At 60.9% G+C, this 15,600-nt stretch carries 10 protein-coding genes and 5 pseudogenes; 7 read left to right on the top strand and 8 right to left on the bottom strand.

Annotated elements, in window-relative coordinates; translation table 11 throughout:
* Positions 1 to 446: 446 nt before the first annotated feature.
* The 3 genes and pseudogenes from XI09_RS31000 to XI09_RS30990 all read left to right on the top strand — a co-directional run bounded on the left by XI09_RS31000 (position 447) and on the right by XI09_RS30990 (position 3,502).
* Positions 447 to 1,334, top strand: coding sequence for a YqaJ viral recombinase family nuclease (locus XI09_RS31000; protein WP_271570230.1), 888 nt, complete (start codon positions 447 to 449; stop codon positions 1,332 to 1,334).
* 81 nt (positions 1,335 to 1,415) lie between these two features.
* The gene (locus XI09_RS30995) at positions 1,416 to 2,171 is read left to right on the top strand and encodes a helix-turn-helix transcriptional regulator (RefSeq protein ID WP_271570229.1); all 756 of its coding nucleotides are present in this window, start codon (positions 1,416 to 1,418) and stop codon (positions 2,169 to 2,171) included.
* 151 nt (positions 2,172 to 2,322) lie between these two features.
* Positions 2,323 to 3,502, top strand: a pseudogene (locus tag XI09_RS30990) (ERF family protein).
* 1,217 nt (positions 3,503 to 4,719) lie between these two features.
* Here XI09_RS30990 and XI09_RS30985 read toward each other — a convergent pair.
* Positions 4,720 to 4,935 (bottom strand): annotated as a pseudogene (locus XI09_RS30985) (aldose 1-epimerase family protein); the annotation flags it as partial.
* Positions 4,936 to 5,177: 242 nt separating this feature from the next.
* Between XI09_RS30985 and XI09_RS30980 the strand changes: the two are divergent.
* Positions 5,178 to 5,789: a transglutaminase-like cysteine peptidase gene (locus tag XI09_RS30980; protein WP_271570228.1), complete on the top strand. Its 612-nt coding sequence runs from the start codon at positions 5,178 to 5,180 to the stop codon at positions 5,787 to 5,789.
* A gap of 280 nt (positions 5,790 to 6,069) precedes the next feature.
* Here XI09_RS30980 and XI09_RS30975 read toward each other — a convergent pair whose 3' ends face one another.
* The 3 genes and pseudogenes from XI09_RS30975 to XI09_RS30965 form a co-directional block, all read right to left on the bottom strand.
* The gene (locus XI09_RS30975; RefSeq protein ID WP_271570227.1) at positions 6,070 to 7,386 is read right to left on the bottom strand and encodes a UDP-glucose dehydrogenase family protein; all 1,317 of its coding nucleotides are present in this window, start codon (positions 7,384 to 7,386) and stop codon (positions 6,070 to 6,072) included.
* A gap of 176 nt (positions 7,387 to 7,562) precedes the next feature.
* Positions 7,563 to 8,354, bottom strand: a pseudogene (locus XI09_RS30970) (GDP-L-fucose synthase family protein); the annotation flags it as partial.
* Positions 8,346 to 8,971 (bottom strand): annotated as a pseudogene (locus XI09_RS30965) (GDP-mannose 4,6-dehydratase); the annotation flags it as partial. The pseudogenes XI09_RS30970 and XI09_RS30965, both read right to left, overlap by 9 nt.
* Positions 8,972 to 9,720: 749 nt before the next feature.
* Between XI09_RS30965 and XI09_RS30960 the strand changes: the two are divergent.
* Together XI09_RS30960 and XI09_RS30955 are read left to right on the top strand one after the other, a co-directional pair.
* Positions 9,721 to 10,047 carry a hypothetical protein gene (locus XI09_RS30960; RefSeq protein WP_271570226.1) on the top strand — a complete coding sequence of 109 codons (327 nt, stop codon included), beginning with the start codon at positions 9,721 to 9,723 and terminating at the stop codon, positions 10,045 to 10,047.
* A 524-nt stretch (positions 10,048 to 10,571) separates the two neighbouring features.
* Positions 10,572 to 11,720: pseudogene (locus tag XI09_RS30955) on the top strand (family 16 glycosylhydrolase); the annotation flags it as partial.
* Positions 11,721 to 11,757: 37 nt separating this feature from the next.
* On the opposite strand, the gene XI09_RS30950 reads toward XI09_RS30955, so the two are convergent.
* Both XI09_RS30950 and XI09_RS30945 read right to left on the bottom strand, forming a co-directional pair.
* Positions 11,758 to 12,009, bottom strand: a complete 252-nt coding sequence (locus XI09_RS30950; RefSeq protein ID WP_271570225.1) for a hypothetical protein — start codon at positions 12,007 to 12,009, stop codon at positions 11,758 to 11,760.
* An 81-nt stretch (positions 12,010 to 12,090) separates the two neighbouring features.
* Positions 12,091 to 12,345, bottom strand: coding sequence for a hypothetical protein (locus XI09_RS30945; protein ID WP_271570224.1), 255 nt, complete (start codon positions 12,343 to 12,345; stop codon positions 12,091 to 12,093).
* Positions 12,346 to 12,372: 27 nt separating this feature from the next.
* Between XI09_RS30945 and XI09_RS30940 the strand changes: the two genes are divergently transcribed.
* Positions 12,373 to 12,930, top strand: a complete 558-nt coding sequence (locus XI09_RS30940; protein ID WP_271570223.1) for a carbohydrate-binding domain-containing protein — start codon at positions 12,373 to 12,375, stop codon at positions 12,928 to 12,930.
* A 182-nt stretch (positions 12,931 to 13,112) separates the two neighbouring features.
* Here XI09_RS30940 and XI09_RS30935 read toward each other — a convergent pair whose 3' ends face one another.
* A complete protein-coding gene (locus XI09_RS30935) occupies positions 13,113 to 14,252 on the bottom strand; it encodes a glycosyltransferase family 2 protein (protein ID WP_271570222.1) in 1,140 nt (379 codons plus the stop codon).
* Positions 14,197 to 15,267 (bottom strand): glycosyltransferase family 4 protein, encoded by a 1,071-nt coding sequence (locus tag XI09_RS30930; protein ID WP_271570221.1) that lies wholly within the window; start codon positions 15,265 to 15,267, stop codon positions 14,197 to 14,199. Before XI09_RS30930 ends, XI09_RS30935 begins: the two co-directional genes overlap by 56 nt.
* Between the last annotated feature and the right edge of the window lie 333 nt (positions 15,268 to 15,600).

Genomic DNA, 15,600 nt, shown 5'->3' with positions numbered 1-15,600 from the left:
GTCCTTCTTGGTTTTGACCCTTTTGCACGACTCCGGATTTTCTCCGGATCGGAAACGCCTGCTTGCCACTTTCGATCGGCCTTCTGAAGCTCACGGTATCTGAGATCAGCTCTTGAAGTCGGAATTGCAGAGGATCGGGGTCGCCCTTGCGGACTAACGTCGGACAATCGCCAAGCCCGCGACGGTTTCCTACATCATGTCGCGGGCGCACCGGATGCCCATTCATCGGTCGGTCCGAGCAGGGTCCACCCGATGGGACAGACGATAACATCCCTAAACGGAAGATGCAGGCCACCTCGGCTCGTGCTTGATCGCACGTTTTCAAATCAACTGCGGTCCCTCTTTTGACGGATGAGCAACTGATCAGGGGTGGTCTTTAATGCACGACCCAAGCGAGCCAACACCACGATGGTGCAATTGCGAGTGCCCATTTTTGTTGATGTATAATGATTATCGTCTACATTAGCCGCCTTGACGAAATCTCGATCGAAACTGATAAGGCGCACCCCGATCGTCGTACATTCATTGGAGGATCCGACGCTAGGATCATCATGGGCGATGATCAGGACAAGCTCGTCAGGCTCTGGCGCGAGAAGCGTGGCGAGATTGCGCCTCAAGACCTCAGCCAAGAGCTGATTGTTCAGCTCGGCACCATCACCGAGGACCTCAATCGAAGCTGGTACGAGCGCAACAGCGGCCACACCGTCGAGGATGTGCAGCGGAAGGTCCGGCACCCCGTCCACAAATGGATGGGCGCGACGCTCGATGGGCGCGTCGAGCAGACCGAGGCCGTGTTCGAGGCCAAATTCATGCTGCCCTGGAATTTCTCCGAGGAAGCAGCCGCCGACAAACATATGGCCCAGCTCCAACACAATATGTGGGTGATCGCAGCGCGCTCGGCGGTACTCTCCATCATTACCGGGGGTGGCAAGTGGGTCGAGATAACCGTTCATGCCGATCCGCTTTATCAACACCTTCTTCTGACGGCCGAGAAGAAATTCTGGCGCTGCGTCCAGACTGGCGAGCCACCAGCGTTGTTCAATATCGAAACGCCCCGCCCGCGGCTTGAAGCGATCAAGATTGTCGATATGGCCGCATCCAATTCCTGGGCCGAGCTTGCGGCAACCTATCTCCAGACTCGCGAAGCTCACGGATATCACGAACTAGCCAAGACCGAATTGAAGAAGCTGGTCCCTGAGGACGCTAAGGAAGCCGTTGGCCATGGCATCAAGGCCAAGCGTTCCAAGTCAAATGCTATCAGCTTTGAAGCTCTACCGATAGAGGTCGCCCACGCGTCGTCTGGTGAGCACATTGGTGCGATCTCGGCGCCTTAGTGCCCGCTCCTGTAAACGAGCCCACCCATCAAGCATTTTTCATCCACCATATCCGCAAAACCCACCATCGCAAGCGCACCAATGAACGACGAGACCAAACCGCAGAAGAATCGGCGCACGCGCTCACAAGAAGCGCCCAACCCACCGCAGGCGCGCCTGCGACCGACAATAGGATCATCGAACGCAAATGAGAGCCGCTTGAAAAGCGCTCCGCCTCCAAACTCAATTCGAGACTATCGCCGGCGTGCCGGCCTCTCGCTGGCACGCCTTGGAAGGCTCTTGGGTGTTACCGGCGAAACCATCCGCCGTCTTGAGGAGCGCGACACCTGGCTCGATGCAGAGCGGGCGGCAGAGATCGGCAAAGCGCTCGGTGTGCCGAAGGAAGTTCTGGGTTTCAGCGATACGCCCGACGCCTATGCTTGGGCTGCCAAAGCAATTCCTGTGATCGGATCGGTGATCGCAGATGATCAGGTTCGATACTGCACAACCGGGCGCCGCGTGGCGGGCGGCTCCCACTTGCCATCCGATGCGGTGGCTCTCGATATCATACACGGAAAGCTGCGGGGCTGGATGCTCTTCTATAGAGAAGGCTTTCGCGAGCCGATGAGTAAGGAGGTTCTGAAGCGCCAGGGCCTAGCTGAAAAGTTCATCGTGAATCTCCGTAACGGCACGACATGGTGGCGGAACATCAAGCCAGCCTCAGAGCGGCATATATTCCACCTCAACTCGCCTTATCTGCAATCAGTCAATGACGTCGAAATCTCATGGGTCTCCGAGATTCTAGCGTTGCAAGTTCCGCTTTTCAATCTTCCGATAGGCGTTAGTGGGAAGAAATAGATGTCGTGCTCAATCAGATTTCTACGAAGCCAGTCCGAGTTATTAAAATTGCTGCCGGAGGGAGCCAGGGAGGCAAACAGTCACGGGCCTAGGGCTAAGGGCCCGGGATCGCGTGCCATGATCTCCGAGACGCTGATGTTGGAGGCGGCCAATGCATCAATCCAGTGAGCGTATCGGAACCATCGCAGCGGCCCTTGCTCGAGCCCAAGCCGAACTGACCAACCCGGAGAAGACCCTGACCGCGATCATCCGGTCGCCATTCCCCCGAGAGGAAGACCGAACCTTTCGTTATGCTTCCCTAGCAAGTGGCCTCGACATCGTCCGCAAGACGTTAAGCCAGCAGGAGATCGCAACGATCCAGACCACTCGCATCGAGCAGCCTACCGGCCAAATCCATCTCACCACCCTGCTAGCCCATGCTTCTGGAGAATGGATCTCTTCAGACCTGCCCGTCTGCGCCGCCAAGGAGGTCGAAGCTCCGCATCGGATGGGAGCAGCACTAACCTATGCCCGCCGCTATGCCCTGTTTGCCTTGGTCGGGATCGCCGGCGAGGACGATCTAGATGCCCCCGATGTGGTTGCTGGATCACCAGCCGTGACCGAACCACAAGCCGCCCCGGGGCCGAAAGGCAAGCCGCCCAAAGGCCTTGTCAACCGTTCTCCGGTTTTGCCGCCCGAACGTTCTGCCAAGCTCTTGGAACGACTACCTGGCGAGCTCGCCTCCCAGGAAGGCGGCGACACTTTGCTCGATTGGGTCAAAGCCAGCCTGCCGCTCAAGAACACCCTTCTGGAGGCAGACGCCCGGCATTCTTGAGGCGGCTTACCGGGCGAAGTTCGAGGCAACACCTCCTCCCGAATTCGCGGCAACTGAGCAACAATCAGCAGCATCGACCGCCCCAGCTTCCGCGCAGCTGCATCTGCCGGAACGCCAGGTGACTACCGGTCCTGCCGTTGAACAGCAAGAAGGCGGCCTCGCCTTTCCGAAGGAGCCCCCGCGGAAGCGCAGCAAGGTGCACCTTGCCTTCGTCCGCAGCCAAGCTTGCCTCGTCTGTAAGAAATGCCCCGCTGATGCTCACCATCTGAAGTTTGCGCAACCACGAACACTAGGACGCAAGGTCAGCGACGAATTCACCGTTCCGCTTTGCCGACCGCATCACCAAGAATTACACCGATATGGCAATGAGAAAGCGTGGTGGGCCAACATGCAGATTTCGCCTCAACCGATCGCAAAGGAGTTGTGGGACGCAAGCGCGCTTCATGCGATCGGCGAAACGGGCGCAATCAATCACAAGTCTCCATCAACACCCGGATTGAAAGAGCAGCATCCATGAACGGGCTTTTCGACAGCCGTCAATCGCAAACCATTGCCGCCTTACCCGTCGAGTTCGTGGCTCTATGCCCCGAGCCCCAACTGCTGCCTGGAGAGAATCTTGGCGCCTATCACGCACTTCAGGACATCGCTCCGCGGTCAGCGATCGAATGGCTCTTCGCTCCATCGATGTCGCTGAACTCTCGTGGGAGGTACAACGCTATCGCGTGCTGCGACACAAGCTCCTGAACGTCTACCGTCAAAACGCGATCGAGGGCTCACTCCGCCGTATCGATGTTGCGGGAATAGCGCCCGAATTCCAGGGCGCAGCAGAGTTCTATACGGTCCAAAACGCTCTGGATTGGCAATTCGATCCGACCGCTGCTCATGACATCGAAGCCCGTCTTGCTTCTACGGCTTTGACCAACATGTCATCAACACGGAAATCTATGTTCAGGCGCGCGAAGTCTTGTTACTCTTCGAAGCTCTGCTGAACGGCGCACAGTTTCGACGGGTGTTGTCGCTAAGGAGCTCTGTAGCTTCCGACGAACGAATACTCATAGTCCGCAGAAGGACTCGAGACGATCACCGGCGGATCTCGCGCCGCGCGCGCCGTCGAAAAAGGGCGCACCTAATGGATAGCCAGATTGCGGGATACGTCATCGAGGCTCCGCGGCCCCACATTTGAACGATGATTATCTGTATTCGTTAGCTCGTGCCTAAAAACTCTGCCACATCCAACAAACTCCGGGCGAAATGTCGATAAATATCTCGAGCTTTCGAAACCTCACGCCTTTCTAGGATGCTTGTGGACAGCCTTCACCTTCAAGGCTTCGAGCTGCTGCCCGGCTTTGCCAGTGTCTCCCACGGCCGCTTGCCGTCGCCATCTCGATCCCACGATCGCGCGGAAGGATCGCTTTTTGTCTCTTCGGCTTCCCTGGCGCGAGCAGCCTTAATCTGATCGCGGGATGAGAGTTCAGGCATCGCTGGGGCCGGAGTTGCAGGCTGCGCAGCTGAGGCGGGCGCTAAGAGAACGACCGCGATGATCGCAAGATATGTTTTCATTCTCGTCAGTAGCACATCCCAGGCTGGACGTCCGATTTTGTTCGTCCGCTCCTGTCGGAGGCGGTGAGCGCTTCGTCGTCCGCATCCACCAACCGGCGCATTAGCTCAGGACCGGTCCCGCTAAGGCCATGGGTCAACCACCAGCTTGCGGTGGTTTTCACCTCACTCCGCCTATGCAAAACGGCTGTCGCGCGCAAAGCCATGCTGGGTCATCCGGTACGTCTTGCCTCGGTGCCGCAATTCGTCGTTGGCGAGACGGCCGACGATCGGAAACAACGGCGACGCATGGCACGGCCAGGCCGGCCCGGCCTGCCAGACGAATTCGACGCCGGCCGATAATTGCGGCAGATTGGTTGCGGCTACCGTCACGCCTTCTTCAATGCGCGCCATCAGATTGGCCCACGCGGCCGATCAGCCACGGACAGCCTGCAACGAGCGCGTCGCTCGATCGCACGAACACTTGCCGCGGCAAATCGGCCGGGCTTTCGCACGCCGCCAAAGGATTACCCCATCTCGCTTGGCGAGTACTCCATGATCGCCGTGGCGTCCGACGCTGTTTGGAGGATCAATCGAATGGGCTTTCAGAACGTTGCCTCGAGCTTTCTCCGCGACCGAAATGTGGGAGAAGAAGTATGCGCAGGATGCCGATTTTGGCTGCCATTGCAGCCGCGGCGATCGTGATCGCCTCTCCGGCGGCCCACGCAGGATTGCTGGGTGCGCCGATCGGCCTGCTGTCGGCGATCCAGCGCATCAAGTTTGAGGCGCCGGCGCTTGCGCCGATGGCACACACCATATTTTGCCTGCGTTACGAGGACGAGTGCCGCGCGCGTCTGCTGTTTCGCGGCGGCCCGATCCTCCTCACCGAGGCGCGATGGGCCGATCTGAAAGACGTCAACCTGGCCGTGAACCGCGCCATCATTCCAGAACGGAATGAGCTCGGTCTGGCGGGGGAAACCTGGCTCATCGATCCGGAGCGCGGCGACTGCAACGACTACGCGGTCACCAAGCGCCACAGGCTTCTGAAGCGCGGCTGGCCCGCGCGGACGCTGCTGCTCGGCGAAGTCGTGATCCCTTCGGGCGAGCATCATCTGGTTCTACTGGTACGGACCAAGAGCGGGGATTTGGTGCTGGATAATTTGACCCCACAGATCAGGCCCTGGTCGCGCGCACCCTATCGCTGGGTCCGAATTCAGTCGCCGGGCAATCCGCGATATTGGACCACCGTCGCACAGCGCGGGGTGTAGAGCTTCGCCAGGTTCTTACCGTCGCCCGTCGGGCCGGCGGATCATGACGCGGAGGCTACTGTTCCAGCACCATCTGGCGGGCGCGCGCGGCCTTAATGGTGCCGTTTCGTCGAGCACGGCATCGATCGGAAGGGGCGTATCGAAGCTGCGGGGCAAGTATCTATCCGTTCGTCGTGCTCGGGCTTGTCCCGGGCATTCACGTTCTTTCACCTGGGAGTGAACAAGACGTGGATGGCCGGGACAAGCCCGGCCATGACGGAATCGTTGAGGCAGTGGATCGTTAGCCCTGCACCGATGGCCGCCCGACACTCTCATAGACGAAGCCGGCGGCGGCCATCTCTTCGGGGCGGTAGATGTTGCGGAGGTCGACGATGATCGGCTGCGCCATGGTCGCCTTCAGCCGGTCGAGATCGAGCGCGCGGAACTGGACCCATTCGGTGACGATGACGAGCGCATCGGCGCCTTGCGCGCAGGAATAGGCATCCTCGCAATAGGTGATGCTGGGCAGCTCACTCTTGGCCTGCTCCATCCCGACGGGATCGAACGCCTTGACCTTGGCGCCCATGTCGATCAGGCCGGTCACCAGCGGGATCGACGGCGCATCGCGCATGTCGTCGGTGTCGGGCTTGAAGGTAAGGCCGAGCACGGCGATGGTCTTGCCGCGCAGCGAACCGCCGAGCGCCTGGCTCACTTTCCGCGCCATCGCGCGCTTGCGGTTCTCGTTGACCGCCAGCACCGATTCGACGATTCGCAGGCTCACGTCATAATCCTGCGCGATCTTGATCAGCGCCTTGGTGTCCTTCGGGAAGCAGGAGCCGCCGAAGCCGGGCCCCGCATGCAGGAACTTGGTGCCGATGCGGTTGTCGAGGCCAATGCCGCGCGCCACCTCCTGCACATTGGCGCCGACTTTTTCCGAGAGATCGGCGATCTCGTTGATGAAGGTGATCTTGGTCGCGAGGAAGGCGTTGGCGGCGTATTTGATCATCTCGGCGGTGCGGCGTGCCGTGAACATCAGCGGCGCCTGGTTCAGCGACAGCGGGCGATAGATATCGCCCATCACCTTGCGGCCGCGCTCATCGGAGGTGCCGACCACGACACGGTCGGGAAACTTGAAATCGCGGATTGCCGCGCCCTCGCGCAGGAATTCGGGGTTGGAGGCGACGACGACGTCGGCGGATGGATTGGTCTCGCGGATGATGCGCTCGACCTCGTCGCCGGTGCCGACCGGCACGGTCGACTTGGTCACGACGACGGTGAAGCCCGACAGCGACTGCGCGATCTCTTTTGCGGCGGCGTAGACGTAGGACAGATCGGCGTGCCCGTCACCGCGGCGCGACGGCGTGCCGACCGCGATGAAGACGGCATCGGCGTCCGCCACCGGCTTCGACAGGTCGGTGGTGAAGTCGAGCCGCTTGGCCTTGACGTTGGTCGCGACCAGCTCGTCGAGGCCGGGCTCGTAGATCGGGATCTCGCCGCGATGGAGCGCCGCGATCTTCTTCTCGTCCTTGTCGACGCAGGTGACGTCGTGACCGAAATCCGCAAAGCAGGCTCCGGACACCAGTCCCACATACCCCGTGCCGATCATCGCAATTCGCATGAATAACTCTTTCCGTTGACGACGGATGTTCCACTGAACACCCTAGACCATTTCTCTACCCGACCGCACGCCCAACATTAGGGCAAGTTGCTTCGCGCACCGAATAAACCTTAGCCGCTTCGCATGACAGGAATTGCGGACACTTTCCGGAACACGCGACACGCAATTGTTGCATTCTACATATGCGACAGATACGCCGCATATGCGCGCCTCAACCCATCGTGAAGCGACGTCGTCGCGCGCCAGCCGAGTTTTGCGAGACGACTGACGTCGAGCAGCTTGCGCGGCGTGCCGTCGGGGCGCGATGTGTCGAAAGCGATCTCGCCGCGATAGCCGACGACCTCGGCCACGACACGCGCGAATTCGGCGATGGTGATGTCCTCGCCGGTGCCGATGTTGATCAGCTCCGCGCCGGAATAGGTCTTCATCAGGTGCACGCAGGCATCGGCCATGTCGTCGACATAGAGGAACTCTCGCCGCGGCGTGCCGGTGCCCCAGACGACGACGCTCTTGGCACCCGAGACCTTGGCCTCGTGGAAGCGGCGGATCAGGGCGGCGACCACGTGGCTCAATTCTGGATGATAATTGTCACCGGGTCCGTAGAGATTGGTCGGCATCACGCTGATGAAGTCGCTGCCATACTGGCTGCGATAGGCCTCGGCCATCTTGATGCCGGCGATTTTTGCAATCGCATAGGGCTCGTTGGTTGGTTCGAGCGGGCCGGTCAGCACGGAGTCTTCGCGCAAGGGCTGCGGCGCCAATTTGGAATAGATGCAGGAGGAGCCGAGGAACATCAGCTTCTCGGCGCCGTTCTGATGCGCGGCGTGGATCACGTTGGCCGCGATCGCGATGTTGTCGTAGATGAACTCCGCACGCAGCGTGTTGTTGGCGACGATGCCGCCGACTTTTGCCGCGGCGAGGAACACGACTTGCGGCCGCACCTTTGCGAACCAGTCGAACACGGCGGCCACGCCGCGCGTGATCTTGCGCGTGACAAAAGTCTCGCTGCGGATCGGGCTCTCGTGGTTGAACAGGATGCCGTTGGACGCGAACATGCCGTAGGCCTCGCGGTAGTTCACCGTGATCCAGTAGCCGTAGAGCTTGGCGACGCCGTAAGGAGAGCGCGGATAGAACGGCGTCGTCTCCTTCTGCGGGATCTCCTGCACGAGACCGTGGAGCTCGGAGGTCGAGGCCTGGTAGAACCGCGTCTCCTTCTCCATGCCGAGGATGCGGATCGCTTCCAGCAGCCGCAACACGCCGATCGCGTCGGCATTGGCGGTGTATTCCGGGCTCTCGAAGCTCACGGCGACGTGGCTCTGGCGGCGAGATTGTAGATCTCGGTCGGCCGGATCTGCTGCACCAGGCGGATCAGATTGGTCGAGTCGGTCATGTCGCCGTAATGCATCAGGAACGGCACGTTGCCGACATGCGGATCCTGATAGAGGTGATCGACCCGCGCCGTGTTGAACGAAGACGAGCGCCGCTTGATGCCGTGCACGACATAGCCGAGCGACAGCAGATATTCGGCGAGGTAGGCGCCGTCCTGCCCGGTCACGCCGGTGATAAGAGCGATCCGCTCACGCATGGCCTGAAGCCTCACATTCCAACCAAGAGGTCCGGCCAACACACGGCCCGGATCGACCGTCGCGGCAGGGCAAGATCCGGATACAGGCGGCCTTTCTTGGACATAACGGCCGTCCAGGTCAACCCCGGACAGGGTACGGTGGGAGCAGACCAGGCCCCGGTCGGATCAAGCTTCAAACGGGCCCTGATCCAAATTGGCTGCTAGCAGGGATTTTTGTAGGGAAACGCCGAACACCAGTGCCGTGGTCGCCAGAACGCCTTGAAATCCTGAGCATCTCAACGGCGAAGCAAACCGGAACACGGAAATTCCCGGTGGAGAACAGGGAATGTGCCCTCCCGAAACAGGGAGAGGCCGCGGCGTCTCGGACACCCATGACAGTATCGGCCCGGGTATGTTTTGCAGGGACGCCGGCTGAGGTGCAAACCCACGCTTCGAGGGACGACCGAGGCGAAGCGCAAGAACGGCGGAATACCTTTGCTTGAGGCGGCGCGCATAATCGCCGGCCGCTCGCAGCTTGGGCGCCGCAACAGTGCGGATTCGACCGTCCGCGAACTGAAAGGCGAGCGGGTGGCGCTGTTGGGCGGCTTGAGCCATGCGCAGTCTGTCAGAACGACCCCAATCGCAAAGCCCTGAGCGACACCGGGGCAGAACGACAGGAGAAAGTAAGAGGCAGGCCCGCATCCTTCGAAGAACAGTCCAAAAACAGATGACTTCGACTCGGGCTGCCGGATGATGTCGTCGCTCGACGCATGTTGGCCGCGCTCTGCCACAAACGCGCATTGGCCGCGCTTCCGGCTCTCGCCATTGCCGTGGCCGACCTTGCCCGAGTGCGCCGCAAAGCCGCCTTGCGTCACCAAGCGTTGGCAAAGAAGCTGGACAAGGTGCAGTCGTTCGTTGCCAAATACGAGGGCGGCGAGATCGAGTTCATTGCCATCGCCCGCGCGCTAGATGGCGATCCACATCAAGTTGCTCAAGAAATTTTGGCGGGCTGGCCAACCGCTTCGATGCCCGGCGATGGGCTGAGGCAATTGGCTCCGATTTGTCGTTGCGGCACCCGCCCGTTGTCGCTGGCATAATGGCCCGCCAGACGCTCGACATATCAAAGCCTTGCCTCCGAAAAGAGCAACAATCTTGCTGCAGAAAGGACTGGCATTCCGCTGCAAATGGAGCGCCACTGAATAGACCGGGCGCAACCGATGGCACCTTGATCGCGGGGCCTTTGCAAGTGCAGCGGCAAGCCGCGCCAAGATATCGGCGCTCCAGGCCATTCCTAAACTTAAAATTGCGTATCATTATCTTCCCTTTAGTCGGTAAACGCCTACGTCGCTCAAACCATCGCGCACGCTCGCGCCGTGCCACGGCGCGAGCCTCGTAGCGATCAAGCTTAGGGAGCTTGAGCAACGCGCCGTATAGCGTCGGCTGTGCGTGCTGTGTCGCGGAGCAGCCCCCTACCTTGCCCCTCTGATTAGAAATTAGTCAGGAGAGTGGTGCCGATCGGGCATCCCGACGGATTGCACCGCGTGCCCCTTGTGCCGCCAAGATCAGATACGCATAATTCACCTGGCCGCTTCAATCGACGCTTTCCCATAGCGAGGAGCCGATGATCGACTTGACAGGCTACAAGCTTACATTCGATGACGAGTTCAACGCGCGAAGCATCTTGCTGACGGGCGCTGGTACTACCTGGGGTGATACGCGAGCGCAGTGGCGCGGCGACGCATTTTCAGACGTCGGGTTCGGCACCAGTTCGTTTGTCGATCCCGGCTCGGGCTATGACCCCTTCTCTGTCTCGCATGGCGTGCTTTCAATCACCGCGGTTCCCGATCGAACACCTTATGGAGTTCCCGGAGCCTGGGAGTCCGGCCTGATCACCACGCAGGGACATTTCTCTCAGACCTACGGCTACTTCGAGATCCGGGCGGATTTCTCCAACCTGCCCGGCGCATGGGAAGCATTTTGGCTCTTGCCAGACCACCCGATCCCCGATCCAGCTGGAGCCGGACACTGGCAGGAGCTCGATGTCGTCGAGAACTACGGCGTCAACGACGCGGCCATCTATAGCGGTATCCACACCACGGACCCGGCGCCGAACCAGAACTGGCAGGCGCTGCTCCAGGTGGCGAGCCTGATGCAGAACCCGGCCGGCTACCACACCTACGGCATGAACTGGGGGCCCAACCAGATCAGCTTCTACATCGATGGCCAGTTGATCGGGACGCGGGCGACTCCAAGCGACATGCATGGCCCGATGTATCTGATCGCGGACCTCGCTACGCAGTCGCCCGCTTCTGTCGGGGGCGTGCCGATCACTGCTGATATCGACTACATCCGCGTCTATTCTTCAGATCCAAACGCGCTCGCTGTTGTGCACGATACCGTCTCCTCGCCCGATGGACATGATCCCGGCCTCTATGGCGCCCAGGCGGCGTCGCAGACGCTTCCGCCGCCGACGGGCTCCTCGACCGTGATCGGCAGCGGACCGGACCAGTTGGTTTTGAAGATCAGCGAGGACGCTTATCTCGGTGACGCGCTGTATACTGTCTCGGTGGATGGGGTGCAGATCGGCGGCACGCTCACCGCACACGCCTCCCACGCGGCGGGACAGGACGAACTCATCACGGTGCAAGGCAATTGGGCTCCGGGCGACCACACCGTGCTGGTCCACTTCCTCAACGACCGCTGGGACGGTACGCCACAAACGGATCGCAACCTCTATGTCGATGGCGCAACTTACAACGGCGTCAGCGATGCAGCCGGAGCGATCGGAAACGCTATCGGGCAGAGCTTCATTTTTGCGGACACGTCAGGCCCCCCCCCCCCCCCCCCCCCCCCCCCCCCCCCCCCCCCCCCCCCCCCCCCCCCCCCCCCCCCCCCCCCCCCCCCCCCCCCCCCCCCCCCCCCCCCCCCCCCCCCCCCCCCCCCCCCCCCCCCCCCCCCCCCCCCCCCCCCCCCCCCCCCCCCCCCCCCCCCCCCCCCCCCCCCCCCCCCCCCCCCCCCCCCCCCCCCCCCCCCGGATCGACAACGCCGCCGCCGACCACGCCCCCTCCGCCGCCCCCGGGCTCCTCGACCGTGATCGGCAACGGACCGGACCAGCTGGCGTTGAAGATCAGCGAGGACGCTTATCTCGGTGACGCGCTGTATACTGTCTCGGTCGATGGCGTGCAGATCGGCGGCACGCTCACCGCGCACGCCTCCCACGCGACCCCCCCCCCCCCCCCCCCCCCCCCCCCCCCCCCCCCCCCCCCCCCCCCCCCCCCCCCCCCCCCCCCCCCCCCCCCCCCCCCCCCCCCCCCCCCCCCCCCCCCCCCCCCCCCCCCCCCCCCCCCCCCCCCCCCCCCCCCCCCCCCCCCCCCCCCCCCCCCATCACGGTGCAAGGCAATTGGGCTCCGGGCGACCACACCGTGCTGGTCCACTTCCTCAACGACCGCTGGGACGGTACGCCACAGAGCGACCGCAACCTCTATGTCGACGGCGCGACTTACAACGGCGTCAACGATGCAGCCGGAGCGATCGGAAACGCCATCGGGCAGAGCTTCACTTTTGCGGACACGTCAGGCGGAACGACAACGCCGCCGCCGACCACGCCCCCTCCACCGCCCCCGGGCTCCTCGACCGTGATCGGCAACGGACCGGACCAGCTCGCGTTGAAGATCAGCGAGGACGCTTATCTCGGTGACGCGCTGTATACTGTCTCGGTTGATGGGGTGCAGATCGGCGGCACGCTCACCGCGCACGCTTCCCACGCGGCGGGACAGGACGAACTCATCACGGTGCAAGGCAATTGGGCTCCGGGCGACCACACTGTGCTGGTCCACTTCCTCAACGACCGCTGGGACGGCACGCCGCAAACGGATCGCAACCTCTATGTCGATGGGGCGACCTACAACGAAGCGGTCGTTCGGGGAGGAGCGATCGGAAACGCGGTTGGACAGACCTTCACCTTCCACGACTTGCTGTGATGTCGTGGCAACGGCGCGGAACGGAGCCGGCCAGCCTGGCCGTGCTCCGACACTCGGGCCTCAACGTCGCCAGAGCCACCCGACTCTGTCTGCGCGGCAGAACGCGCCGAATGGAATGATGCCTTCTCTTCGAACTCCTCCGTCATATGCGATAGCCCTGCCGTTGAGAGGAGGCCGCGCAGCTATTCTCGCGTTAGCTTCGGAAAGCAACCGGAGATCGCGCGAACATAGGTTTTGGCCGATCGATGTCCGCCTTGAGACCGAATGGCAAGCAATGCTTTAGCTGCCCTGGTCGGCAAAAAAGCCCCGAACACAAAGAACGCGGCCATCGCAAGCTTTCGAGCGGGCGAATAGGGTTCCGCAAGAAGCCCCACGAGTAGCTTCGGAACGCTGGTGGATCTCCGAGCTTTCCCCGTCACGATCTCAAGGCAATATTCGCGCTCACGGTAGTAGAAGGCTTGTTGAGGTTGGATCAGCTCCCGCCCGGGAGCAAGCCGCCTTACAATGTCACGGAGGTGCTCTGTGCGAGCCGCGAATCGCTTCATATCACGCTCTAGCAGGGGTGCCGTCGGAAGCTGCCCGAGCTGGGAATCATTTCGGCCATGCACGCGATAGCGCCCCAGTTCTTCGGAAAGGCTAACGACATCGCCAAACAGAGGAGCAGCAAACAGAATCACCCCATCTACTGCTTTGTCGTAGTTCACTTCCCGCAGCAGCTCGCACAGGTCTCGGCGAAACACATTTCCGGAGGTTGGCGGCGTCTTATACACACCGCGCCCGAGCACCTCGTCCAACACGCGGTCTCGGTCGCGAAACGAATCCAGTGAGCAAAATGGCCCCAAAGCATTGCCGTCAGCATCGATCAAGGTAAGCCCGAATTGAACCTTCGCAACGCGCTCGTCCAACTCGTCGAGGAGCTTCGTCAGTGAACCCGGTTTCAATTCGTCATCGGCATCGAGGAATAGTATAAAGGGTGCTTGCGTACTTTCTAGACCGTATAGGCAAGCCCCCAGCTGACCTCGATTTTCGATCTTGAAAGCTTTGACACCGCAGCGCGAGATCGCCTCCCACGAACAGTCAGTTGAGCCATCGTCTATGACCACAAGTTCGCAGGCATCGCACTTCTGATCCAAAACGCTTCTGATCGCGCGTTCGACGAACGCTTCATAATTGAAGCAGGTAATGATAACGGCCAGCTTGGCAGCAGGACTTGCCCCCGTTCGCGCGGAGGCAGTCCTCTTGAACGGATCGCCCAATGTATTTGTTTCAAGCGCGCCCATGAACGTGCCGGGAAGCCTCTTCATAAATCTGAAGCGTTTCACGGGCCACCCGATCTATTGTAAGAAAATCCAGGTTGATTTGACTGTTTTTCTTCCACTGCAGCACAGCTTGTTTGTCCTCGAGCAAGGAGCGCAGGACTTCGGCAAGCCTTGCCGGATCGCCCGTCGGAACGAGAATACCTGCTCTGCCGCCGTCGAGCATTTCGGGAATTCCGTCCACGTTACTCGCGACAATGGCGCAACCAGCTTCGCGCGCCTCCGATAGCACCAGAGGGGCGGGATCAGCATGCGACGGAAGCACGAAAACATCTGCCCCGAGCAGAAATGGAAAAGGATTGTCTTGAGCACCCATGAAGATGACTGCCTCCGCACACGCCATCGAGCTCACTTGCGCCACATACTCGGCGCGGTGTGGACCATCGCCGACGATGTACAGATGCGCGGTTTGGATAACCCTGTGCACCTCCTCGAACGCGGAAAAAAGATCCGGGAGACCCTTTCGAGGATGAAGTCCACCGACAAAAACCACCGCGGGCGATTGAAGCGAGGCGGGACAACGATTCTGCTTTTCGAGCCGAGCCGCACCGATTGTTCCATTAAGGACAACGCGGATCCGCGATTGGGGGACACCGCGTTTTCGCATTGAATTCCCAACGGCTGCGCTTACGGCGATCACGCGCGTGCCCAACCCCATGAGAATTGCGCTTTTCTCAAATTCGTTGTGCACCGTTGTGACCAGCGGAATCTTGAGCAGTTTGCAAATTGGCCAGGCGAGGACGGCGCTCGTCATCATGTGGGCATGCACGATGTCTGCTCGCCAATCACGCACGAGCCGATACAGCAGTGATACGCCGTCTACGAGCTTCTTTGGTTGGCGCTCAATGCTCACCTGCATTGTTTCGACGTTATTCGATGCGAGCAGACGGTCAAAATCACCTCCGCTGCTCGCGACAGCAACCTGATGGCCCAATTTGGCCTGGGCACACGCTAAGTCTACGGCGGCATGAACATGGCCATTCAGGCGGCGCGTATGGTTGAGCAATTGCAAAATGCGCATCGAAACCTGCTTGAACACACGCACCGATAGAGACGAGCCTAGTGTTCGGCTTCGCAATGGCAAAGCACTGTTTATAGGCTGAGAGTGCTACGTCCATTTGCATGGCCACCCGACGAGCAAATGTGCAATAGCCGCAAGGGGCGGGGAATGGCTCAGCAGTGCCGAACGGTTCAACCGCCGAGCACACGGTATCATAATACCCTCATCGAGCCAAGCTACGCTTACAATGCCGACGCACCACATCCACATGAATCTGTATTTCGCTCTAAGTTTGGGCTGTTTTGTGTGCGGTAGGTGTGATCTTGTCGTACGGGTCAGGTTTCGTTAGACGGT

This window comes from Bradyrhizobium sp. CCBAU 11386 (assembly GCF_028128955.1).
In the GTDB taxonomy this organism is placed as follows: Bacteria; Pseudomonadota; Alphaproteobacteria; order Rhizobiales; family Xanthobacteraceae; genus Bradyrhizobium.
Note: the sequence above shows the minus strand (reverse complement) of the source record. Positions and strands in the feature narration are given on the sequence as shown.

Coding starts and splice junctions, on each gene's coding strand:
- XI09_RS31000 (WP_271570230.1), top strand. CDS start 447: ATGATTATCGTCTACATTAGCCGCCTTGACGAAATCTCGATCGAAACT.
- XI09_RS30995 (WP_271570229.1), top strand. CDS start 1,416: ATGAACGACGAGACCAAACCGCAGAAGAATCGGCGCACGCGCTCACAA.
- XI09_RS30980 (WP_271570228.1), top strand. CDS start 5,178: ATGCGCAGGATGCCGATTTTGGCTGCCATTGCAGCCGCGGCGATCGTG.
- XI09_RS30975 (WP_271570227.1), bottom strand. CDS start 7,386: ATGCGAATTGCGATGATCGGCACGGGGTATGTGGGACTGGTGTCCGGA.
- XI09_RS30960 (WP_271570226.1), top strand. CDS start 9,721: ATGTTGGCCGCGCTCTGCCACAAACGCGCATTGGCCGCGCTTCCGGCT.
- XI09_RS30930 (WP_271570221.1), bottom strand. CDS start 15,267: ATGCGCATTTTGCAATTGCTCAACCATACGCGCCGCCTGAATGGCCAT.